General features: G+C 67.9%; 22 protein-coding genes and 1 pseudogene. 8 read left to right on the top strand and 15 right to left on the bottom strand.

Translation table 11 applies throughout. The features are described 5' to 3' along the window. The first annotated feature begins 150 nt into the window (after positions 1 to 150). Entirely contained in the window at positions 151 to 1650 is a 1500-nt protein-coding gene (locus DAT35_RS12260) for a LysM peptidoglycan-binding domain-containing protein (RefSeq protein WP_108067113.1), read from the top strand. Positions 1651 to 1657: 7 nt separating this feature from the next. On the opposite strand, the gene DAT35_RS12265 is transcribed toward DAT35_RS12260, so the two are convergent. After that, positions 1658 to 2908, bottom strand: a complete 1251-nt coding sequence (locus tag DAT35_RS12265) for a cytochrome-c peroxidase (protein WP_233261429.1) — start codon at positions 2906 to 2908, stop codon at positions 1658 to 1660. Between the two features lie 148 nt (positions 2909 to 3056). Between DAT35_RS12265 and DAT35_RS12270 the strand changes: the two genes are divergently transcribed. Then, entirely contained in the window at positions 3057 to 3971 is a 915-nt protein-coding gene (locus tag DAT35_RS12270) for a phosphatase PAP2 family protein (protein WP_158501667.1), read from the top strand. 2 nt (positions 3972 to 3973) lie between these two features. Here DAT35_RS12270 and DAT35_RS12275 read toward each other — a convergent pair whose 3' ends face one another. Beyond that, positions 3974 to 4522 (bottom strand): pilus assembly protein PilB, encoded by a 549-nt coding sequence (locus tag DAT35_RS12275; RefSeq protein ID WP_158501668.1) that lies wholly within the window; start codon positions 4520 to 4522, stop codon positions 3974 to 3976. 330 nt (positions 4523 to 4852) lie between these two features. Between DAT35_RS12275 and DAT35_RS12280 the strand changes: the two genes are divergently transcribed. Beyond that, positions 4853 to 6787, top strand: a complete 1935-nt coding sequence (locus DAT35_RS12280; RefSeq protein ID WP_108067117.1) for a S9 family peptidase — start codon at positions 4853 to 4855, stop codon at positions 6785 to 6787. Between the two features lie 2 nt (positions 6788 to 6789). On the opposite strand, the gene DAT35_RS12285 is transcribed toward DAT35_RS12280, so the two are convergent. The 3 genes from DAT35_RS12285 to DAT35_RS12295 form a co-directional block, all read right to left on the bottom strand. Beyond that, positions 6790 to 7422, bottom strand: a complete 633-nt coding sequence (locus tag DAT35_RS12285) for an outer membrane beta-barrel protein (protein ID WP_146209677.1) — start codon at positions 7420 to 7422, stop codon at positions 6790 to 6792. 31 nt (positions 7423 to 7453) lie between these two features. After that, positions 7454 to 7858, bottom strand: a complete 405-nt coding sequence (locus tag DAT35_RS12290; RefSeq protein ID WP_108067119.1) for a hypothetical protein — start codon at positions 7856 to 7858, stop codon at positions 7454 to 7456. Between the two features lie 271 nt (positions 7859 to 8129). Continuing rightward, positions 8130 to 8456 carry a hypothetical protein gene (locus DAT35_RS12295; protein WP_108067120.1) on the bottom strand — a complete coding sequence of 109 codons (327 nt, stop codon included), beginning with the start codon at positions 8454 to 8456 and terminating at the stop codon, positions 8130 to 8132. Positions 8457 to 8636: 180 nt separating this feature from the next. Between DAT35_RS12295 and DAT35_RS12300 the strand changes: the two genes are divergently transcribed. The 3 genes and pseudogenes from DAT35_RS12300 (at position 8637) to serA (ending at position 10788) form a co-directional block, all read left to right on the top strand. Further along, the gene (locus DAT35_RS12300; RefSeq protein ID WP_108067121.1) at positions 8637 to 9014 is read left to right on the top strand and encodes an STAS/SEC14 domain-containing protein; all 378 of its coding nucleotides are present in this window, start codon (positions 8637 to 8639) and stop codon (positions 9012 to 9014) included. 137 nt (positions 9015 to 9151) lie between these two features. Beyond that, a pseudogene (locus DAT35_RS60640) lies at positions 9152 to 9394 on the top strand (serine protease); the annotation flags it as partial. 143 nt (positions 9395 to 9537) lie between these two features. Continuing rightward, on the top strand, positions 9538 to 10788 hold the full coding sequence (gene serA / locus DAT35_RS12310; protein ID WP_108067123.1) for a phosphoglycerate dehydrogenase: 1251 nt from the start codon (positions 9538 to 9540) through the stop codon (positions 10786 to 10788). Between the two features lie 57 nt (positions 10789 to 10845). Here the strand turns inward: serA and DAT35_RS12315 are convergent, their stop codons facing one another. Continuing rightward, positions 10846 to 11406 carry a Uma2 family endonuclease gene (locus tag DAT35_RS12315; protein WP_233261430.1) on the bottom strand — a complete coding sequence of 187 codons (561 nt, stop codon included), beginning with the start codon at positions 11404 to 11406 and terminating at the stop codon, positions 10846 to 10848. Positions 11407 to 11621: 215 nt separating this feature from the next. Then, positions 11622 to 11966 (bottom strand): hypothetical protein, encoded by a 345-nt coding sequence (locus DAT35_RS12320; protein ID WP_108067125.1) that lies wholly within the window; start codon positions 11964 to 11966, stop codon positions 11622 to 11624. Between the two features lie 166 nt (positions 11967 to 12132). On the opposite strand from DAT35_RS12320, the gene DAT35_RS12325 reads away from it, so the two are divergent. After that, positions 12133 to 12327: a hypothetical protein gene (locus DAT35_RS12325; RefSeq protein ID WP_108067126.1), complete on the top strand. Its 195-nt coding sequence runs from the start codon at positions 12133 to 12135 to the stop codon at positions 12325 to 12327. Positions 12328 to 12343: 16 nt separating this feature from the next. Here DAT35_RS12325 and DAT35_RS12330 read toward each other — a convergent pair whose 3' ends face one another. From DAT35_RS12330 to DAT35_RS12355, 6 genes are all read right to left on the bottom strand, one after another. Next, complete coding sequence (locus tag DAT35_RS12330; RefSeq protein ID WP_108067127.1) at positions 12344 to 12616, bottom strand: cytochrome P450; 273 nt, start codon at positions 12614 to 12616, stop codon at positions 12344 to 12346. 74 nt (positions 12617 to 12690) lie between these two features. Beyond that, positions 12691 to 13500, bottom strand: coding sequence for a hypothetical protein (locus DAT35_RS12335; protein ID WP_108067128.1), 810 nt, complete (start codon positions 13498 to 13500; stop codon positions 12691 to 12693). A 46-nt stretch (positions 13501 to 13546) separates the two neighbouring features. Continuing rightward, positions 13547 to 14128 (bottom strand): imm11 family protein, encoded by a 582-nt coding sequence (locus tag DAT35_RS12340; RefSeq protein ID WP_108067129.1) that lies wholly within the window; start codon positions 14126 to 14128, stop codon positions 13547 to 13549. An 18-nt stretch (positions 14129 to 14146) separates the two neighbouring features. Further along, on the bottom strand, positions 14147 to 15055 hold the full coding sequence (locus tag DAT35_RS12345; RefSeq protein ID WP_108067130.1) for an AHH domain-containing protein: 909 nt from the start codon (positions 15053 to 15055) through the stop codon (positions 14147 to 14149). Then, positions 15052 to 15987: a hypothetical protein gene (locus DAT35_RS12350; protein ID WP_108067131.1), complete on the bottom strand. Its 936-nt coding sequence runs from the start codon at positions 15985 to 15987 to the stop codon at positions 15052 to 15054. The genes DAT35_RS12345 and DAT35_RS12350 overlap by 4 nt, the downstream gene beginning before the upstream one ends. 352 nt (positions 15988 to 16339) lie before the next feature. Continuing rightward, positions 16340 to 17740: an FAD-binding oxidoreductase gene (locus DAT35_RS12355; protein WP_108067132.1), complete on the bottom strand. Its 1401-nt coding sequence runs from the start codon at positions 17738 to 17740 to the stop codon at positions 16340 to 16342. Positions 17741 to 17927: 187 nt separating this feature from the next. Here DAT35_RS12355 and DAT35_RS12360 point away from each other — a divergent pair, with 187 nt between their 5' ends. Then, positions 17928 to 18701: a hypothetical protein gene (locus DAT35_RS12360; RefSeq protein ID WP_108067133.1), complete on the top strand. Its 774-nt coding sequence runs from the start codon at positions 17928 to 17930 to the stop codon at positions 18699 to 18701. A gap of 3 nt (positions 18702 to 18704) precedes the next feature. On the opposite strand, the gene DAT35_RS12365 is transcribed toward DAT35_RS12360, so the two are convergent. Together DAT35_RS12365 and DAT35_RS12370 are read right to left on the bottom strand one after the other, a co-directional pair. Then, on the bottom strand, positions 18705 to 19193 hold the full coding sequence (locus tag DAT35_RS12365) for a hypothetical protein (protein WP_108067134.1): 489 nt from the start codon (positions 19191 to 19193) through the stop codon (positions 18705 to 18707). Between the two features lie 3 nt (positions 19194 to 19196). Beyond that, positions 19197 to 20411, bottom strand: a complete 1215-nt coding sequence (locus tag DAT35_RS12370) for a hypothetical protein (protein ID WP_108067135.1) — start codon at positions 20409 to 20411, stop codon at positions 19197 to 19199. Positions 20412 to 20413 lie beyond the last annotated feature (2 nt).

A 20413-nucleotide genomic window follows, 5' to 3' on the forward strand; every position in this document is an offset into this window, starting at 1 on the left:
TCCCCCGAAATAAGGTGCCGGATCAGCGCTCGTCCGAGGGGCAGGAGGCCGGACGGACCAGAATCGACCAGGGCCAGGCCGGGGAGACGCAACTTCTGAGGAAGTGAGTCCGATAATCCCCCGGACGCATCTTCCACCTCGGGGCTCATCATGGCCGTACACACCATCCGCCCGGGCGACACACTCAGTGGTCTGGCCCAGAAGTACAACACCTCCGTCGATGCGCTGGCGAAGGCGAACAACCTCCAGGATCGCAACCGCATCTTCGCGGGTCAGACGCTGATCATCCCGGATGGCTTCGACGCGCCGCGCCGTCCGACGGCCAGCGCCTCGGATCGCTTCGAGGCAGCCTCGACGAGCTACACGGTGCAACCGGGCGACACGCTCAGCGGCATCGCCGCGCGCCATGGCAGCAGCGTGAGCGCCATCGCCCAAGCCAACGGCATCTCCAATCCGGACCGCATCCAGGTCGGCCAGCGTCTCTCCATCCCCGGAGCCGGCGGCTCGAGCGCCCCGGCGCCGTCCCAGTCGTCGCGGAGCTACACGGTGCAGTCGGGTGACACCCTCAGTGGCATCGCCGCCCGTTTCGGCAGCAGCGTGAGCGCCATTGCCCAGGCCAACGGCATCTCCAACCCGAACCTCATCCAGATCGGCCAGCGTCTCTCCATCCCCGGCGCCGGCGGCTCGAGCCCCAGCGCTCCGGCTCCGTCCCAGTCGTCGCGGAGCTACACGGTGCAGTCGGGTGACACCCTCAGTGGCATCGCCGCCCGCTTCGGCAGCACCGTGAGTGCCATCGCCCAGGCCAACGGCATCTCCAACCCGAACCTCATCCAGATCGGCCAGCGCCTCTCCATCCCCGGCGCCGGAGGCTCGAGCCCCAGCACCCCGCCCCCGTCCCAGTCGTCGCAGAGCTACACGGTGCAGCCGGGCGACACGCTCAGTGGCATCGCCGCCCGCTACGGCACCACGGTGAGCGCCATCGCCCAGGCCAACGGCATCTCCAACCCGAACCTCATCCAGATCGGCCAGCGCCTCTCCATCCCCGGTGGCTCGGCTCCGACGCCGAGTGGTCCTGTGACCGGGCCGGGGCCCGTGACGGGTCCGACCGGGCCGGGCGCGGGCGGCGGCGTGAGCCTGCAACAGCTGCGCGCCATCATGCCCAACCTGTCCGAGGCGCGCGCCAACCAGATGCTGCCGCACCTCAACGCCGCCATGGCCGAGGCGGGCATCAACACGCCCCGGCGCCAGGCCGCCTTCCTCGCGCAGCTCGCCCACGAGAGCGGTGAGTTCCGCTACATGGAGGAGATCGCCTCGGGCGCCGCCTACGAGGGCCGCACGGACCTGGGCAACACCCAGCCCGGCGACGGCGTGCGCTACAAGGGCCGTGGTCCCATCCAGCTCACCGGCCGGTCCAACTACCGGGCCGCGGGACAGGCGCTGGGCATCGACCTGGAGAACAACCCGACGCGCGCCGCGGACCCCGACGTGGGCTTCCGCACCGCCGCTTGGTTCTGGAACTCGCGCAACCTCAACAGCTACGCGGACGCGGGCAACTTCGACGCCATCACCTACCGTGTGAACGGCGGCTACAACGGCAAGGCCAGCCGCGATGCCTACTACGCCCGCGCCCTCCAGGTGCTCGGCGGGTAGGTGACACTCAGGGCTCGAGGTATCCATCCGAGAGCGTCCGGAGGAAGGCGACGAGCGCGGCTTCCTCCGCCTCCGACAGCCCGAGGTTCCCCAGCTCCTCCTCATTGACGTTCAGCCCCACCTCCGGCGCTGGCCAACAGTCGGTGCCAGGGGTGTTGGGACTGCCCGGCAGACACACGGGCAGCACGTCCCGCGTGTTGTAGAAGTGGACGATGGACTCGAGGCTCTTGAAGTAGCCGTTGTGCCCGTAGGCCTTCACGAAGTCGGGCCGGGGCCGCTTGTCCACGTTGCGCAGGCTGGGAACCTTGTGCAGCCCGAGGTTTCCCCGCGCGTACGAGCGGAAGTCCGGCCGCGTCGCCAGGAAGGCCCCCAGGCCGTTGTCCACCCAGGCGGCGCCAAGCGGATTGGACTCCGTCTGGGTGTACCAGGGGCTCTCCGGGTTCCGCGGCACGCCTAGGTTGTCATACGTGTAATCGGTGAAGAGCGGTGGCTCGCCCTGGGGGCCGGGCCGGTTCGGGTGACACCTCGCGCACTTCGCCCTGCCCTCGAAGAGATTCAAGCCCTCCAGCTCCTGAGCCGAGAGTGAGGCCCGCCCGGCCAGATACGCGTCGTACCGGGAGGAGAAGGCATTGACCTCGCGAGAGCCCTCGTAGGCCGCGATGGCCCGGGCAATGCCGTCATAGGCCCGCTCCACGTGGGCGCCGTCACAGATGTCCCCGCCCAGGAGCGCGCGGAAGGCGGGCGCATACGGGGCGCCGCACACCTTGGCCACGACGGCCGCCGCATTGGCGTTGTTCTGCTCCGCGGGGTTGAGGAAGGGCCCCTGGGCCTGGCCCGCGGCGGCATTGCCCAACCGCTCGCCGGTGGCGCGGCCGTCCCAGAAGGCACCGCCCTCGAATGAGCCCTGCCGGTCGAGGAGGTGGAAGAGCGGCGACTGCGTGGCATACGCGGCCGACGGAGGCTTCCGGTTGCCGAAGCGCCCCACCACGGCGCCCTCGTAGACGACGGCATGTGCGTTGACGGTGGAGGAGGGCCCCGTCCAACCCGCCCGGGGGTCATGGCAGGAGGCGCACGCCTGCCCGGGTGGCTCCGACAGGTTCCTGTCGAAGAAGAGGCTCCTGCCGAGCTGCTCCGTGGGCGAGAGCGTCACCGTGGACGGCGCCACCCCGGGGGACGCTTCCGGAGAGGACGAGTGGCCGCTGCAGGCAAGCAACCCGGCCATGAGGGGAGGGAGAATCCGGAGTCTCGGCAACGGCATGGCATCTCCTCATGTGAGGGCCCCAAGATGGGGCTGGCCCACCACCGGCTCCATGGCCCCGGGCGCCGCGATGTCCCGGCCGGACACTCGATTCCCGAGCCCGTTGCATCCCCGACGTACGGACTCCACCCTCCGAGAGGAGGAAGAAGTGGGTGCGGCTTCAATCAAGAGCGTGGGCTTCGAGGAAAGCCTGCTGCCCGTGGACCGCCTGTTGCTCGGGTCGCTCGCCGTGCTGGCCATGCTGGGCGTGTGCTTCCTCCCCAGGCCGCTGCCCTTCCTGGGAGTCCTCGCGGCCACGGCGACGTTCCTCCTGGGGGTGGCCATGTGGGGCGAGAGCACGCACGTGGGGCGCGTCCTGCATGCCTTCATCTCGCTGCCCGTGGTCCTCATCCTCTTCACGGCGCTCGGGCCGCTCATTCCCGCCGTCAATCCGGTGCGCTGGGACGACCGGTGGCGGGAGCTGGACCAGGGCCTCTTCGGGAACCTCGCCTGGCACTGGCACCATGCCCTGGGCCGGCCCTCGTGGTTCACGGACGCGTCCTACCTCGTCTACGTGAGCTACTACGCGCTACCGGTGGCCCTGGGCGCGGCCCTCTACATCCAGCACCGCCGGGGAGAGTTCCATCGCTTCGTCTTCACCACGGTGGCCACCTTCCTGCTCTCGTACGTGGGCTACTTCCTCTTTCCCACGCTGGGGCCGCGCGTCCCCGTCGAGTTGGAGGACGCGCTATTGGGAGGCGGAGCCATCAGCCACGCCATCCGCGCCTTCCTCCTGTTCAGCGAGGGCACCCTGTTGAATGCCTTTCCCAGCGCGCACACGGCCGTGTCCCTGGTGCTGCTCGGGCTCGGCTGGCGCGCCTTCCCCCGGATGCGGGTGCCGCTGACGCTGCACGTGGCCGCCATCATCTTCACCACCGTCTACCTGTCCTTCCACTACGTGGTGGACCTGATGGGCGGAGTCATGCTGGCGCTGATGACACCGGTGCTGGTGCCGATGCTGCGCCGGCTGTGCGGCCCGGCGGGGACGACTCCACGGGGCCTCGAGCGGCACGTGCGCCCGTGAGCTCAGGACGCGACGGAGTCCCGGAAGATGTGCAACCGCACGTGCGCGTCCGCGGGGTCCAGGTCGATGGAGCGGGCCCGCGTGTGGAGGATCCCCTGGTGCCGCAGCAGGTGCTCGATGTCCTCCGCGAGCGCGAGCACCGGGCGCACCGCGCACCCCGTGGCGAAGGCCATGTCGTCGAGCATTTCCAGGTTGCCCGGCTCGCTGGTGGCCACGAAGACGGTGCCCCGCACCTCGTCACGCCACTCCACCCGCAACGGGCAGACGCGCAGGCGCTCGAGCACCCGCGCTGGCACGCAGCGCAGCATTCCCGCCGGCACACGCTCCAGGCCCTCGCGGCGGATGAAGGGCACCTGGAGCTGCCGAGCCAACGTGATGAGCAGCTGCTCCGGCCCGAGCAGTCCCATCCTCACCGCGGCCTCTCCCAACCTGCACCGCCACCGTGCCTGGAGCGCGAGCGCCGACTCCACCTGCGCCGACGCCAACAGCCCGCTCGCCACCCATAGCTCGCCCAGCCGCATCCGCCGCACGCCCGACCCCCGCCGACACACTCCCCAATCCCCACTGCATGCGCTCGGGCGTCTCCCCTGCCCCGCCCCCACACCCATCCGCCCGAGCGCTCCCGGCCCCGAACCCCCGACCCACCCCACAACCCCGACCCGTGCCCTTCTCATTGCGCATCGCGTGCCAGCGCGCCCCTCATGGATTCCAAGGGGTTGGCCCCCCTGTCCCGCGGGCCGATGCCGGAAGGCGGGAAGATTTTCAGGGGTGGGACAGCAGGAAATCGAAAGGAAGGCAGTTCGTACGAAGAGCGCCACCCGCCAAGGTGTGCCCGCCTCGAGCCCTCCAGGCTCCAGGCGATTCCTCTTCACGGAGAGTTCATGCAGCTCAGGACCACCCTCCTGCGAGTGATGGCCGCGGCCACGCTCGTCCCTGCCCTCGCGCTCGCGGCCCCCAAGACAACCCCAGCCGCGGCGGTGTCCCGGCCCTCGAAGCAGTACACCGTCGAGCAGTTCATGGCGACGACGAAGCTCAACGGCGCCGCCTTCTCGCCAGACGAGACGCGCGTGCTCTTCTCCTCCAACGAGAGCGGAATCTTCAACGCATACACCCTGCCCATCACGGGAGGGAAGGCGAAGGCGCTCACGCAGTCCAAGACGGACTCCACGTATGCCGTGGACTACTTCCCCAAGGACGAGCGCATCCTCTTCACGCGAGACCAGGGCGGCAACGAGGCCGACCACCTCTTCGTGCGCACCCCGGACGGCAAGGAGAAGGATCTCACGCCCGGCGACAAGCTGAAGGCCATGTTCATGGCCTGGAGCCGCGACGACTCGGCCTTCTACGTCGCCACCAACGAGCGCGACGCGCGCTTCTTCGACGTCTACCGCTACGACGCGAAGACGTACGCGCGCACGCTCGTGTACCAGAACGACTCCGGCCTCTCCTTTTCGGACATCTCGCCGGATGGCAAATGGCTGGCCTTCGAAAAGCCGCGCAGCACCAACGACGCGGACATCCACCTCTACAACGTGGAGACGAAGGAGATGAAGCACATCACCCCTCACCAGGGAGAGGTGCGCTTCCGGGTGAGTGCCTTCGACCCGGGCTCCACCTCGCTCTACTTCCTCACGAACCAGGGCTCCGAATTCACGCGCGTGGCCCGCTACGAGCTGGCCACCGGCAAGACGGAGGACGTGGAGAGCGCCGAGTGGGACGTGATGTACACCTACTTCTCGCGCAAGGGCGGCTTCCGCATCACCGCCATCAACGAGGACGGCCGTACCGTCGTGCGCGTGCACGACCTGAAGGCCGGCAAGCTCCTGGAGCTGCCGCAGCTCCCCGCGGGAGACATCACCTCGGTGACCATCTCCAACAATGAGAAGCGGATGGCCTTCTACCACAACGGAGACCGCTCCCCGTCCAACCTCTACATCTACGACTTCGGCTCGAAGAAGGTCTCCCGCCTCACCCAGTCGCTGAGCAAGGACATCGACGCGGAGGACCTCGTCGAGGCCCAGGTGGTGCGCTTCAAGTCCTTCGACGGGATGGAGATTCCCAACATCCTCTTCAAGCCGCACCAGGCCAGCGCCACGGCCAAGGCACCCGCCATCGTCTGGGTGCACGGCGGCCCCGGCGGGCAGACGCGCAAGGGCTACTCGCCGGTCATCCAGTACCTCGTCAACCACGGCTACGTGGTGCTGGGCATCAACAACCGCGGCAGCTCCGGCTACGGCAAGAGCTTCTTCGCGGCGGATGATCAGAAGCACGGCCGCGAGCCCCTGCTCGACTGTGTCGAGGCCCGCAAGTACCTGGCCAGCCTGCCCTACGTGGATGCTGAGCACATCGGCATCGCCGGCGGCAGCTACGGCGGCTACATGACGCTGGCCGCGCTCGCCTTCCACCCGGATGCCTTCAAGGCCGGCATCGACATCTTCGGCGTCTCCAACTGGCTGCGCACGCTCAAGAACGTCCCGCCCTGGTGGGAGGCCCAGCGCGAGGCCCTCTACAAGGAGATGGGCGACCCGGACAAGCAGGAGCAGATGCTGCGCGACATCTCTCCCCTCTTCCACGCGGAGAAGATCTCCAAGCCGCTGCTCGTCCTCCAGGGCGCCAATGATCCGCGCGTCATCAAGCCCGAGTCGGATGAAATCGTGGAGGCGGTGAAGAAGAACGGCGTCCCCGTGGAGTACGTCATCTTCCCGGACGAGGGCCACGGCTTCACCAAGAAGAAGAACGAGGTGGAGGCCTACTCGCGGATGCTCGGCTTCCTGGAAGCGCACCTGAAGGCCACCACTCCGGCCCCGGTGAACTGACGTCACCACGCCACGCCGAGGTTGAGCCTGCCGGAGTAGCGGCCGCTCCGGCCAATGGTGAGAGGGGTACGCCCGCCCACGTTCGGGACGGGCGCCCCGGCGGCATAGCGCTGATCGAAGAGGACGTCGTACTCGAGGCGCGCGTCGGCGGAGAAGACCCCGAGAGACGTGTGGACCCCGGCCCCCATGGGGACGTGGCCCACGGTTTCGTCGCCGAAGCCCTGCACGGTGCCGCGGATGTTGTAGACGCTGAAGCCCAGCCCGCCCATCACGTAGGGCCGCACCCGGGAGGAGAGCAGCCCCACGGAGGCCGCCGCATAGGCCCCATCGCGCACCAGGGCCAGGCCGTCGCCCGCGCCCTGCGGCACCCTCCTCGCGTCGAGATCGTTGTGGGCGTGCGAATAGCCGAGCTCCAGGCCCACATCAAATCCCAGCAGCCGCGGAGGCCGGGCGCCCACCGACACCCCATAGGTGACGCCGGGGTCTACCCGCGGCGCCAGGTTCAGGGTATAGCCCTCCACCCCGCCGCCCACCCACACGGACAGCTCGCGCAGGTTGGACCAGGGTGCCGCATGTGCCGAGGTACTCCCCGCGCAGAGCGCGAGGAGCACCCATCCCACCCGAGCCCGCCTCATCCCCGCCTCCCGGCCAGGCGCGCGAACCGGACTACTTGCCCAGGTGCTCGGCCTTCACCTTCACCTCGTCGGCCTTCACGCCGGTGAGGATCTCGACCTTGTAGGTCTTCTCGGCGCCCACCTCCGGCTCGAAGCTGACGCGCACCGGCGTGCCCTCGTGGATGTCGTCCCAGGTCACCATCTGCCCGTCCCGCTCCAGCTTCGTCTTCGGGGAGAGCGCGAACCACGCATCCGGCGCGCCAGGGTGGTCCACGTCGTTCACTTCGATGCGGTTGTCCTTCCGGTCCACGTTCGTCACCAGGCCCTCGCGCTTCTGCGCGAGCCCCGGCACAGCGGCCTCGACGTCTTTCGTCGCCTCCTTCGGCCCGGCGCACCCCACGCCGCCCAGCACCGCCGCCAGCGCCACCGCCCCCAGTACCTTCACGCGCGTCTTCATGTCCTGGCCTCCTCGATGAACAGCCTCCGGGCTCTGGCACACGAGCCATTCCCGAAGCCTCTGCGAAGCTAGGGACCCGGGAAGAGAGGCGCCAAGAAGCTCCGCATACCGGGACCCGGGCGTCCGATCTCCGGAACGTAGGGCAGGCGAGCCTCCGAGCCGCACCGGAGGAGGCCTTGACTCCCGCCCTCCAAACGCCGAACGCGGCGAGCCGGGCTCCCGGAAGAGCCCCGACCCGCCGCGCCCAGTGCGGCCCGCGCACGGACCGCGCTCATGCCCTGAGCGGCTGCACGCTCTCGGGGCACTCCCAGTAGGTGTACTCGCACGTGGCCGCGCTGGGGTCACACGGCACCTGCATCACCGTGATGAGCTCGCACGGGTGCGTGGGCACGCCGGGCGCCAGGCCCGGAGCCACCTGCGTGGGCGGCAGGGGCTCGGCCCCGTTGCCACCGATGGGATGATCCGCCTGCCGCGACGCCCCACCCCGCGGCTCCTCCTCCCGCTTGTGCGAGGGAGGGGCCCACGAGGTGCACGCCACCGGCAGCAGGGCCGGCGCCGTCCCCAGCACCGCGCCCAGCACATACAGCTTCGTGTTCATGAGACCTCCTTGCCGGGTGCGACCACCGTCACGCCCTCTGGCGCATCGGTTCCAGTCCAGCGCCAGGGACGGAAGGAGCCACGACGTCTGACAGGGAGTTTTCGACCCGGGCCTCTCTGGCGCTAGAGTGCTGCCCGCGTCGGCCCCCCCGGCCGCGCGCCTGGGAGCACCGAGCAACGCATGCCCTTTCAGATCACCGTCTACGAGGCAGACCGCATCATCGACGTCGTCTACCCTCCGCAGCCCTCGGCGGAGGACGTGTCGGACTACCTCAAGCGCATCCGCGAGACGATCATCCGCATGAACGGCCCCTGGAGCGCGCTGGTGGACCAGGGTCAGCTGCGCGTGATGCCGCCAGACATGGTGGCCATCATGGCCAACCTCAACGCCTTCGCGCAGCTGCACCACATGAAGCGCTCGGCGCGCGTGGTGAGCGATGCCGCCTCCGGCCTGCAGGCCTGGCGCATGACGAAGAAGGCCATGCTCACCATCCCCACGCGCACCTTCGAGACGCGCGAGGATGCCCTGGCCTGGCTGCGCAACCCCGACGACGAGTAGCCCGGCCCTCCTTCACACCGCCGGGCCGTCCGTCTCCTCACGCTCCGTCAAACGTTTGACGCGGTACGGGTTTCCTTGGGGCATCATGCGCTTGCCGGTTTTACCGGCTTGACGTCTCTATCTCATTTCCCGAGAAAATGAGCCCGTCGGACTTCGACGCGACGAACCCCAACAACGTCACCTTCCCCGGGCAGAACCTGGGTACCGCCTACAACCTCTGCACCAGCCAGCGCTTCCGGGATGATCCGACGGCGGCCTTCTGCTCCGGCACACGCATCGACGACGACCTGGTGCTCACCGCGGGCCACTGCGTCACCAGCGCCAACGACTGCACCAACACGCGCTTCGTCTTCAATTACGACCAGCCCTCGGCGGGCACGCAGGTGGCCGTCAACGACGACAGCTGCAGCAACCGGGCGGACAGAAGAACCCCCGGGCCGCTCGTCCTCGTGGCGGGCGGCCCCTCCTTTCAGCAGCCGATGCTTGACAGCTCGGAGGGCGGGGTCTAACGCGGAGAGTCAATATGAGCACGCCCACGTTCCCATCACCGTCCACTCCTGTGTCCATCGAAGGGCCCCTGAAGGTCCTGCTGCTGGAGAACATCCACTCATCCGCCGAGGAGATGTTCGCGGCGGAGGGCTTCTCGGTGGAGAAGCTCAAGGGAGCGCTCAAGCCCGAGGAGCTGGAGGCCCGCATCCAGAGCGTCCACGTGCTGGGCATCCGCAGCAAGACGAACGTGTGGGAGCCGGCTCTGGCCAAGGCGCCCAACCTGCTGGCGGTGGGAGCGTTCTGCATCGGCACCAACCAGGTGGACCTGACGTCGGCCAACAAGCACGGCGTGCCCGTCTTCAACGCGCCCTTCAGCAACACGCGCAGCGTGGCGGAGCTGGTCATCGCGGAAATCGTCATGCTCAGCCGCCAGCTCGGGGACCGCAACCGCGAGGTGCACACGGGCCAGTGGCGCAAGGTGGCCGTGGGCAGCCACGAGGTGCGCGGCAAGACGCTGGGCATCGTCGGCTACGGGCACATCGGCTCGCAGCTGGGCGTGCTGGCCGAGTCCATGGGCATGCGCGTGCTCTTCTATGACGTCATGACGAAGCTGCCGCTGGGCAACTCGCGTCCCACGGCCACGCTCAAGGAGCTGCTGGAGTCCTCGGACTTCGTGACGCTGCACGTGCCGGCCACGCAGTCCACGGAGAAGATGATTGGCGCGGCCGAGCTGGCGCGGATGCACAAGGGCGCCTACCTCATCAACGCGAGCCGCGGCACGGTGGTGGACATCCCGGCGCTGGCGGAGGCCCTCAAGTCGGGCCACATCGGCGGCGCCGCGGTGGACGTCTACCCGGAGGAGCCGGAGACGAACAGCGACGGCTTCATCTCCGCGCTGCAGGGGCTGCCCAACGTCATCCTCACCCCGCACATCGGCGGCTCCACGGAAGAGGCCCAGGCGTCGATTGGCAAGGAGGTGGCCACCTCGCTCATCAAGTTCGTGAGGAGCGGAGCCACCACGGGCGCGGTGAACTTCCCGCAGGTGGAGACGCCGCTGATTCCCAGGACGCACCGCATCCTCAACGTGCACCGCAACACGCCGGGCGTGCTGCGTGACATCAACCGCATCGTCTCGGACCTCAACGCCAACATCCACGCGCAGGTGCTGAGCACGGACTCGAACATCGGCTACCTGGTGATGGACCTGGACCAGGACGTGGCCAAACCGGTGGCCCAGGCCATCGCCGGCCTGCAGACGGACATCAAGACGCGCATCGTGTCCTGAGCCGTTCGCCGCTCGGAGCCCGGTGATTCAGCCGGGCTCCCCGGGCGACTCGGAGAATCAGACGGATTCCAACTCCAGCTCGAGGGCCTCGAAGGGCTCGACGCGGACGTGGGAACCACCACTCCAGGAGCCCCGCTCCAACCATTGACCGCCGTGGAGCCGGAGGACTTCCAGCAGGCGAAGCGCCGGATCCACGAGCCAGAGGAACTCCAATCCCTCTCGGGCGTAGATCTGCTTCTTGAGGGTCCGGTCGATGCGGGCCGTCGAGGGAGAGAGCACCTCGCAAACCCAGTCCGGGGCGAGGGTGAAGTGGGGAACATCGGAGCGCACGGGCATGCGCGAGCGCCGCCAGCCCGCCAAATCCGGCACCAGCACATCCCTGCCGAAGTGCAGCTCCGGCTCGGTGAAGAACCACCAGCCTCCCGGTCCGCCCCGACCCCGTTGGAAGGGGCCGCCCAGCTCCGCCGCAAGCGCGAGACTGGCGGCCGAGTGAGGGCTTGCAGGCCAGGGTGACGCGAAGAGCTTTCCTCCGAGAATCTCCCCCACCAGGTGTGGCGGAAGGGCAACGAGCTCCTCGTAGGTGGCCTCACGATGAGGGGGCTGGTTCTCCTCCGCCATTCCAGCGTGTCCTCTCCAGTCCGTCGATTCAGGGCTCAGCATCATCCCTCTGCGTCCGCCCCCCAAGTCCTCCGGCCCTCCATTCTCGGGAATGCGGAGCCGTGGACATGCATGGAGGCCCGCACTCCCAATCCCTGGGCAGGAGGCGCGTTATCCCTCAAGACACTACTTCATACGTCACCTGGATTCAACCCACGTGACGTGAAGGGTGAGGGCTACCACTCCACGAGGCCGGTGGAGATGGCCAGCGCATCGATGGCGACGAACACGATGGCGGCGAGCAGCACCGTCCCCCCGAGTCGCACCCGCCGGGGTGGAGGCATCCGCTTGACGATGGCCGCGCCGGTGACGAGGCCGATCAAGAAGCCCAGGGGCGTCCCAAACAACAGGCCGCCCAGCCCAGCCAAGGCGTGGGGATGGGTGGTGAGCATCTTGTCGATCGGCACGCCCAGGGAGATTCCCAGCACGCCCCCGAGCACGCCGCACGCCAGGATGAAAAAGAGACCACTCAGGATGGAGAGAAACCGGGTGCGGCCGCCGCTGCCAGGTGAGGTGCTCATTCTCGGGCCACTCTACTTCGAGGCGCGTGGGCTCGTTCGACACCGCCCTCGCCCACCAAGGCGGCAGACCCCTCTACCGCCTCTGGCTTGTCTCCTGCGCTCCCCGCCCGAATCCTTGAGGAGTGGTTGCCCACCGGGGGCAACCCGACCGCCAGGGACTCCAGCCATGTACGAACAAATCCAGCCCGAGGGCGAACCGCTACGCAAGGCCGTCCGGTGGATTGCCGCTCGTCGCGCCGAGCAGCCGCAGGCAAGCCTCCTCAAGCTCGTCGATGAGGCGGCCCGGCGCTTCGACCTCACGCCCCTGCAGGAGGAGTTTCTCCTCAAGGAGCTGCGTGCCCCCAGTCAGGAGCAGGAATAGACCCACTTCAACAACGTCAGGCCGGGTGCAGCTCCATGGGCAACACTGAGGGCCCGCGGGTCGTCACCGCCACGTTCCACTTCACCGGCCCGGGCTCACGCACCAGCCGGGCACATCGCTCGAGCAGCGCCTCCACGGCCACGCGCGCCTCCAACCGGGCCAGGGGCGCACCCACGCAGAAATGAATGCCCTGGCCAAAGGCCAGGCTCGGCGTGCCCGTGCGATCCATGTCGAAGCTGTGCGCGTTGGAGTAGACCGACTCGTCCCGGTTGGCCGAGACGAACTGCACCCCCCCCCGCCGCCCCTGTCCTCAGGGTGTCACTCGTGGATGCATCCTCTGCCAAAGCCTCTCCCCTCGCCGTCTCATCTCCCGCCATCCCGGGGGGCATCGCCAATGGAAGCAACCCAGTCGCCCTGATAGCGCTCCGTCATCGGCACCAGGGCCAAGGGCGGGCAGTAGCGGTAGCGCTCATTCGAGATATCGAGCTCGCGCTTCCCAGCGAGCCTGAGCAGAGCCAGCCCTTCGAACCACAAGTATCGATGCGCGGCGAAGTGCTCCTCGCGCGTGGTGAAACTGCGCGCGCGAGCCTCGGTGCGGGCCTCGTGTACAGACAAGGCGGCAGCGAACGCAGACCTGAAACCGGATGAGTCCGCCGCCACGAGCGACCGCCCGAGCGCGAGCCAACAATCCTCACGAGCGACACGGGCCAGGTAGTCGAACCGCGCGCTGGGGTCCACACCGCGCTGTGCGTGCAGCACCAGCGCCCCCAGAGTCGAGGCCCATGCGAACTCCACTGCGTACTCATCCTCTTCCTTCCGCCATTCCGTGGACATCCGTTCGGCCACTTCCGCCGCGAGGCTCCAATGGCCCGCCGCGACTGCACCGGCCAGTGGGGTGATGCCCCAGGATGCAGGCGGCGGCCTCAACTTGCGCTGCTCGAGGTGAACGAGGAGGCGGCGCCAGTTTTCCGCCGCCCGACAGAGATTGAGGAAGAACGGTTGGGAGCGCCCCTCCAGCAGGAGCGTCGCGGCCGCGATGTTGACGAAGCACTGGCACAACTCACGGACATGCTTGACCAGGGTGTCACGATCGCTCTCCGGTTCGATGTGCGTGATAAGGGCTGGTACCGCATCCCCTGCGTTCTGTCGGAGCAGTGCGAAGTCGATTTCCATGCTCACTCCAGGTCCTCATGCCATCCTGGCTCTGGGATTCCGCTGCTCAGTTCCTCTTGCCGTTCCAGCCATTAGCCGGGAAGAACTTGCACCCTGTGAGACCCGCACCTGAGAAGGCCGCGTGAATGGTTTCGTCGATCATGGTACCCACGCGCAGATGCAGCGGCCGGAAGACCTTCGGCCCACCTGGCTCGAGGTCTCCCTTGAGCACCAGATTCCTCACCCGATCTATTTCCGTCTTGAGGATGGCGCCCATGCGGACATCCGCCCGTTCAAGGTCGATGACATCTCGTCGCGCGAGCACGTTCATGATGAAGTGCTCTCGTGAGGCCACGCCGCCTTGATGGTCCATCAGTGTGACGGGCAGGAACTCCACGTCATCCGGAGCCAACTCGAGAACAATGCGCCGGACGTGTTTGGAAACAACGCGGATGTTCAGGGTGTTGGTGACAAAGTCATAGACCTTTCGCTGCTCCGGAAAGCTGGGCGAGAACTTCATGGCCACGCCAGTGGGGAACTCGGACGCGAGGCGATGCGACTCCAGATAGCGCCATCCCTCCGGACCATTCAACGGGTAGGCATCGAGCACAGCTCCATCATTGCGGTCACCGATCATCCAGAAGCCCATTCATCCTCCCTTCACGCTCTACCAGAGAGCCGGCCAGAGGTACTCCCTTCCCTCCTGGGTCTTCCAGCGGCACCATGGCCCGTCATGGCGCTGACCCTCGGCGGCACCACGAACGGCCGCTCGTGACTCCTCAAGAAGATCATCCCAGAGGTCGGACTCCAGTCTTTTCAAGGCTTCGAACACGTCGGCAACAATGGCCTCATGTGGCTTGCCCTGACCACGAAGCGTATCGATATCCGAGTCGATGAGCTTCAGCCTGTCCATTACCTCGAGAGTGTAACCATTGTGGTTGTTGGGGTGCTGCATCAACGCATGCACGGGGACAGCCCAGGGAACGCTGGGCAGCAGGATCATGTTATGCCCGTGGTCGATGTCGTAGGGAGTTTGCCGCAGGATGTCGAAATTCTCTTGCTTGTCGAAGATGGGCTGACCGTTGGAATCTTCCGTGTAGAAAGCCTCACCCGGAATCATGTGGTGAGCGCGCCAGGGGTAAGGCTGACTCTGCCCGCTCAGCGTTGGGTTGAAATTGGAGGCCTGGGCAATGCTGGCCCGAGACGTGACATCGACTTGAAAGCTCGATGGGCCCAGGTGCGAGAAGGTACTGTACTCCAAGGGACGGTTGCTGCGGATGTACGTCGCGCCATTGCTGGCATAGCTGCTGCCCTTGGCGAGGATGGCACGGTACTGGGCCTGTGAATTGACGTGAGTCCCCGCGTATTGCTGGCCATTGCTTTGCTGGCTGCGCCGGTCCTTTGTTGCCTGTACCTGCTGCTTGCGCTGTTCATTGCGCTTCATGGCGCCCGAGCTTCCGGGCGTGGGGCCGAAGTCCCGGATGTTGGGCCGGCCGTTGGCAATGGCACGCCCATACAAAACATAGGCGCCCAGCATGAGTTCTTGGAGTGACACCCTCCTTCCACGCGTATTCATGTACGGCCTCCTCGTGCTGGAACGTCATGGGCCACTGCCGCGAATGCAGCGCGTTCTCCCGAGTCCGACTGCGAGACGACGATGATGCGCTGAGCCCGCGCATAGCGGCGTTGAAAAGCGCGCACTGCAATGCAAGTACCTACGGCTCCGGCCGCAGCCCCCACATCTCCGAACCCCGTGGCCGGTATCCACTCGCGCACGGCCTCCCGCAGGGCCCCACCGCCCTTCAACCGAACCAACGCGTTCCCCCACTCCCGCCCACGCCGCTCCTCTCCATTGAGGTCGGACACGAACACCAGCTCGCGGCTTCCCAGGGGAGCGGAGCCGATCGCCGCCTGTATGCACGTAGAGAGCGTCACACCATTCGCATGAAGGCTGGTGCCCACATGAGCGGGTTCATGTTCGATGTGGACATCGGTCAGCTCGACGGCTGGGGTGACCTCGGCTCCCCGGCCTTGCCCGCGAAGGCGAAGGACCAGCAGGGCACCGGCTTCACCGGGCATGAGGCCGACCGGGTTGTCCGCGGTCTTGAGCCGGCGCTCACTCAGCAGGAAACGAAGGTGTTCCGGATCCGCCCGCGAATCGAGCCCGCCCACGATGCACGTTTCCAGTGCTCGGCGCTCCAACTCCTGGCGCGCAGCCTGGAGCGCGAGCGCAAAGCCCGCCGAGCCACCCGTGAAGAAGCGCCACCGGTCCTCGGGCCAGGACAGCCCAAGCCCTTCCAAGGCCCGGCCCAGGACCTGGCACCCCAGGTCCCTGGTGGTGGCTGCGACCTCCCTGGGTCCCGAGCCATTCGAGAAGTCAGGTAGCGCCACGAAGACGCCCACCTCGCGGCCGAGTTTCTGGAGTGGAAGCTGCGTCGAGAGATCCTCCAGTGCCTCCATGGCAATGGCAACGAGTCGGCCCACGCCCGAGAAACCAAAGGTCGACACCGGCAACTCGTAAACAGTGACCGACTGGGGCTCGCCATCACCGGAAACGAAAGTCGCAACGTCTACTGAGGCTCTTGGCCGAACGATGCCCGCGCGAAACGCGGCGCAGGCAGTTCACCACAGGACCAAGGCAGGAACTCATGCCCATGGCTTCCACTCTCATGGCGAAATGCCTCCAGCGCCAAAAGACTCAAAGTGGAAGAGGATACTCCATGAGCCTGGGCACAAGCGAACGCCTGTGCCGTCAGTCTCGTACCCGGATGCCGAGCCACAGGAAGACCAGGGGCGGCAAGTCGAAGGACTTGCACAGCAACCAGCCCTCTTGCTCTCGTTCTGTGGGGTGGGGGGTCTTCTACGCGTCGAGGATCTTCCCCGGGTTGAGAATGCCGTTCGGATCCAACGCCCGCTTCAGCGTGCGCAGCATCTCCAGCTCCGCCGGCGAGCGCGAGAAGGACAGGTAGTCCTTCTTGAGCAGGCCAATGCCGTGCTCGGCCGAGATGCTCCCGCCGTGCTTGCGCACCAGCTCGAACATGGTCGGGTCCGCCTTCTTCGTGTGCGCGAGGAACTCGGCCTTCTCCATCGTGTCCGGCTTCATGATGTTGATGTGGAGGTTGCCGTCTCCGATGTGCCCGAAGAGCGCAATCTCCCAACCCGGGTAGCGCTCGCTGAACACCGCGTCCAGCTCGGAGCAGAAGGCTTCCAGGTTCGCCACCGGCAGCGACACGTCGTTCTTGTGCGGCAGCCCCGTGGCCGACAGGCTCTCGCTGATGCCCTCGCGCAAGGCCCACAGCTCGCTCGCCTGCGACGGGCTCTGTGCCATCGTGCCGTCCGTCACCAGCCCCTTCTCGAAGAGCGAGCCCAGCCAGCCCTCCACCTGCGCGGGGTCCTTCCCCTCGGCCTCCATCAGCACGTAGCAGCCGCTGGGCGCCTCGAAGGGCGAGCGCAGCTTGCGGTGGCGCTGCACGCGCGCCAGGCACTTGTCCGTGAAGAACTCGTAGGCGCTCAACAGCAGCGGCGCCCGGCGGGCCTCGCGGAACAGCCTCAGCACCGCCGCCACGTCCGGCACCGCGAAGAGGAACACGTCCTGCTTGCCCGGCAGCGGCGCCAGCTTGAGCGTCGCCTCGGTGATGATGCCCAGCGTTCCCTCGCTGCCGATGAAGAGCTGGCGCAGGTCCGCCCCCGTGTTGTTCTTCTCCAGCGCCCCGTTGAGCTCCAGCACCTGCCCCTGCGCCGTCACCACCTGCAGGCCCAGCACCCACTGCCGGGTGAGTCCGTAGCGGATGACCTTCACCCCTCCCGCGTTGGTGGCGATGTTGCCACCCACCTGGCTCGAGCCCTTCGAGGCGAAGTCCACCGGCCACGTGAGACCGTGCTCGGCGCAGTGGTGGTGCACCGCCTCGGTGATGGCACCCGCCTGCACCCGCACCGTGTTGCCGAGCAGGTCCACCGGGTCCATCCGGTTCATCCGCCGCAGGGACAACACCAGCTCGCCCCGCGAGGCCACCGCTCCGGCCGCCAGGCCCGTCCGCCCTCCCGAGGGCACCACTGGCACGCGGTGCTGGTTGCACAGGGCCAGCAGGCGCGCCACCTCGTCCGTGGTGCGCGGGAAGGCCACCGCGCTCGGGGCCGGGGAGTGCACGCGCGTCCAGTCTCGCCCGTACTCCTGGAGCTCGCTCGGCTCGCGGGTGAGGAAGTCCGAGGGGAATCCTTCAGCAACGGCACGCAGGAACGCTTCGGGGAGCACGTCGGCCATACGGGGAGCACTAGTGCAGGGGCCCGTCCGCCGCAAGCCGTCAGGCGGGGGGGTGGGCGCTTTCACCCCCCTGGCACCCCGTCCGCGCCTGGACAGACGGGGCTCCCCTCCCCGGCCAGCCTGGCCCCCCATGCTTATGCTCCGCCGGGTTCGTGGCGCCAGGCCTCGAGCCGGAGGGTGCGAACGTATGGAGCTGCGCAAGCCTCTGTTCATCGCGGCACTGGTGTTGCTCGGGCTCTGTGTCCTCATCGAGGTGGGCGCCTCCATCCTGCTGCCCCGTCCCGTCGCCAGCAGCTCGGACATCGAGGCCAGCCTGCGCAGCGAGGGCGCCCAGGGCGATGTCAGCGTGCAGGACGTGCTCGCCATGCAGAGCAAGAACCCGCCCACCCCGGGCATGGGCATCCCCTACCTCGCGCTCGTGGACGGGCTCCTGCTCCTCACCCTCGGGCTCATGGGCGCCAGCCTCCTCATCCCCGAGCGCGTTCACGGGCAGTTGCAGGGCGTGGTGTCGCTCGTGGGCGCCATCGTGGCCCTGCTCGCCGGTATCACCATGCTCGTGGCCGCCATCGGCCTGCTACTGCTCATGGTGTCCCTGTTCACCGCCGTGCCCTTCGGCACCATCGCCTACCTGGCCATCTGGGGCTTCTTCAACCGCGGGGGCGCCGCCGCCACGCTCGGCCTGCTCATGACCCTCAAGGTGGCCGCCAGCGTCTGCCTGGCGCTCGCCCACCCGCGTTTCCTCCAGAACAAGGGACTGGTTCTGCTCGTCCTCACCTCGCTGCTGGCCGGCGCCGTCGTCAGCCTCCTGCACGGGTGGGTGCCCATCATCCTCGTGAGCATCACCGACGCCATCGGCGCCATCATCGTGGCCATCCTCGGCATCATCTGGGCCGTGGTGCTGTTCATCGGCGCGCTCGTCTCCATCCTCCGCGTGCTCAAGCTCAAGCGCACCGCGGCCTGAGCCTCACCGCAGGCGCACGGGGCACACGGAGGCGCCCGGCTGCGGTTGGGTGCACGCCAGCGAGAGCGTGGCGCCCTCCCCGGGTACGTCGAGCTCCCGGCGCTCCGCCAGGTTCTTCAGGGTCGCGGGCACCGAGGGCCCTCCCTTCGGGACAAGCTCCGCGTTCACCCGGCTCCCTGACAGGGGCTCCACGTTCACCGTGCGCAGCCGCTTGCCCTTCTCCGCGATGTCCACCTGGCACGTGAGTCCGACCGCCACCTGCACGGTGCCTCCGGACAGCACACAGCCCGTGGTCTTCAGGTCCTCCTCCGCCACGGGCCGGGGTTTGACGAAGCGCTCGCGCAGCCGCTCGCGCTCCTCCTTCGACACCGGGTTGCCACCTCCCCCACTGGACTGGTTCTGCGCGCCCAGGCCCACGCCCAGCACGTACATCGCGACGCAGGCAAACACCGCCAGGATGAGGAGGATGGTGGAGGGCTTGGGCTGGGGCATGGTCTATCGGCACCTCTCGTTCACACAGCCGCCAGAGAGGCACTGCTCGTTGATCGAACAGGCCTCTCCGGAGGGCTTCCTGCAACGCCCACTGCTGCACACCGATGGGGCGGTGCAGTCCGTGTCCGCGGTGCACGGCCGCAGCACGGGCACCACGATGGTCCTCCTGCACTTCCCGTCGTCGCAGGAGAACCCGGAGCCACACGGAGGCGTGCACCCGCGCCGGCACACGCCGCGCTCGCAGTTGCCCATCTCGCACTCGGTGTCCCTGCCGCACTTCGTCCCCAGGGCCAGCAGGCAGAGGTTGTTCGAGCACCTCGCCGGAGGCATGCACTCCCCCGTGTCCCGGCAGAACCCGCCCGCGGAGACCCGGGACTGGCAGGTGCCCTGGACACAGCGTGTCGGGAACTGGCAGTCCCCATCCTGGCGGCACTGCCCTCCCGGAGGCACCACGGTGCGGCAGAGGCCGTTGTCGCAGTGGCCCGAGATGCACTGCGCAGCGCTCTTGCACTCCGTCCCGTCCGGCCTCAGGCAGAGCCCCTGGTGGCAGCGGGTGGGCTCGCGGCAGTTGCGATCCGTCGTGCACGGCTCGCCCAGGCCCACGGGAGCCTGGCAGGTCCCCTTCTCGCACCGGCCCGAGTCGCACAGCTCCGCACGGGTGCACGGAGCTCCATCGGGCAGCAGGCACCGGCCGTCCAGGCACCTCGCGGGCTCGGCGCAGTCGGTGTTCTCCTGGCAGGTCCCACCCGGCGCGAGCCGCGGCGCGCACCGGCTCCGCTCACACCGTCCCGAGCGGCACAGGTCCGCATCCGTGCAGGCGAGCCCGTCCGGCAGCAGGCACCGGTCCGCCTCGCAGACCGTGGGCCGCGCGCAGTCGACGTCCTCGTCGCACGGTCCCCCCGGCCCCGACACGGGCGTCAGGCACGCGCCCTGGACGCACTCATGGCTCGCGCACTCGTCCCCGCTCGAGCACTCGAAGCCCTCCGCGCCGAGACAGAGGTTGTTCTCGCTGCAGACCAGTCCCTCCCGGCAGCGCGGCTCCTGCTGCGCGCAGAAGGCCCCGAGCCCGGGAAGCGGATTGCCCTTCGCGAAGAAGGCGGCCACCACCCCGACCACGATGAGCAACCCTCCTCCGAGGATTCCCACCAGCCACCAGGGAAAGGACGGCTTCGCGGGCGCGGGGCCCCGGGTGTTGGTGCTGTCGGATGTACCTGGCATCG

The organism is Vitiosangium sp. GDMCC 1.1324 (assembly GCF_003044305.1).
Classification (GTDB): Bacteria; Myxococcota; Myxococcia; order Myxococcales; family Myxococcaceae; genus Archangium.

Bases quoted from the DNA above. Each gene is read 5' to 3' on its own strand.
- DAT35_RS12360 (WP_108067133.1), top strand. From the start codon at position 17,928: ATGGAGCTGCGCAAGCCTCTGTTCATCGCGGCACTGGTGTTGCTCGGG.
- DAT35_RS12320 (WP_108067125.1), bottom strand. From the start codon at position 11,966: ATGAGCACCTCACCTGGCAGCGGCGGCCGCACCCGGTTTCTCTCCATC.
- DAT35_RS12365 (WP_108067134.1), bottom strand. From the start codon at position 19,193: ATGCCCCAGCCCAAGCCCTCCACCATCCTCCTCATCCTGGCGGTGTTT.
- DAT35_RS12265 (WP_233261429.1), bottom strand. From the start codon at position 2,908: ATGCCGTTGCCGAGACTCCGGATTCTCCCTCCCCTCATGGCCGGGTTG.
- DAT35_RS12260 (WP_108067113.1), top strand. From the start codon at position 151: ATGGCCGTACACACCATCCGCCCGGGCGACACACTCAGTGGTCTGGCC.
- DAT35_RS12325 (WP_108067126.1), top strand. From the start codon at position 12,133: ATGTACGAACAAATCCAGCCCGAGGGCGAACCGCTACGCAAGGCCGTC.
- serA (WP_108067123.1), top strand. From the start codon at position 9,538: ATGAGCACGCCCACGTTCCCATCACCGTCCACTCCTGTGTCCATCGAA.
- DAT35_RS12355 (WP_108067132.1), bottom strand. From the start codon at position 17,740: ATGGCCGACGTGCTCCCCGAAGCGTTCCTGCGTGCCGTTGCTGAAGGA.
- DAT35_RS12290 (WP_108067119.1), bottom strand. From the start codon at position 7,858: ATGAAGACGCGCGTGAAGGTACTGGGGGCGGTGGCGCTGGCGGCGGTG.
- DAT35_RS12370 (WP_108067135.1), bottom strand. From the start codon at position 20,411: ATGCCAGGTACATCCGACAGCACCAACACCCGGGGCCCCGCGCCCGCG.
- DAT35_RS12315 (WP_233261430.1), bottom strand. From the start codon at position 11,406: ATGGCGGAGGAGAACCAGCCCCCTCATCGTGAGGCCACCTACGAGGAG.
- DAT35_RS12300 (WP_108067121.1), top strand. From the start codon at position 8,637: ATGCCCTTTCAGATCACCGTCTACGAGGCAGACCGCATCATCGACGTC.
- DAT35_RS12345 (WP_108067130.1), bottom strand. From the start codon at position 15,055: ATGAATACGCGTGGAAGGAGGGTGTCACTCCAAGAACTCATGCTGGGC.
- DAT35_RS12295 (WP_108067120.1), bottom strand. From the start codon at position 8,456: ATGAACACGAAGCTGTATGTGCTGGGCGCGGTGCTGGGGACGGCGCCG.
- DAT35_RS12280 (WP_108067117.1), top strand. From the start codon at position 4,853: ATGCAGCTCAGGACCACCCTCCTGCGAGTGATGGCCGCGGCCACGCTC.
- DAT35_RS12285 (WP_146209677.1), bottom strand. From the start codon at position 7,422: ATGAGGCGGGCTCGGGTGGGATGGGTGCTCCTCGCGCTCTGCGCGGGG.
- DAT35_RS12340 (WP_108067129.1), bottom strand. From the start codon at position 14,128: ATGGGCTTCTGGATGATCGGTGACCGCAATGATGGAGCTGTGCTCGAT.
- DAT35_RS12335 (WP_108067128.1), bottom strand. From the start codon at position 13,500: ATGGAAATCGACTTCGCACTGCTCCGACAGAACGCAGGGGATGCGGTA.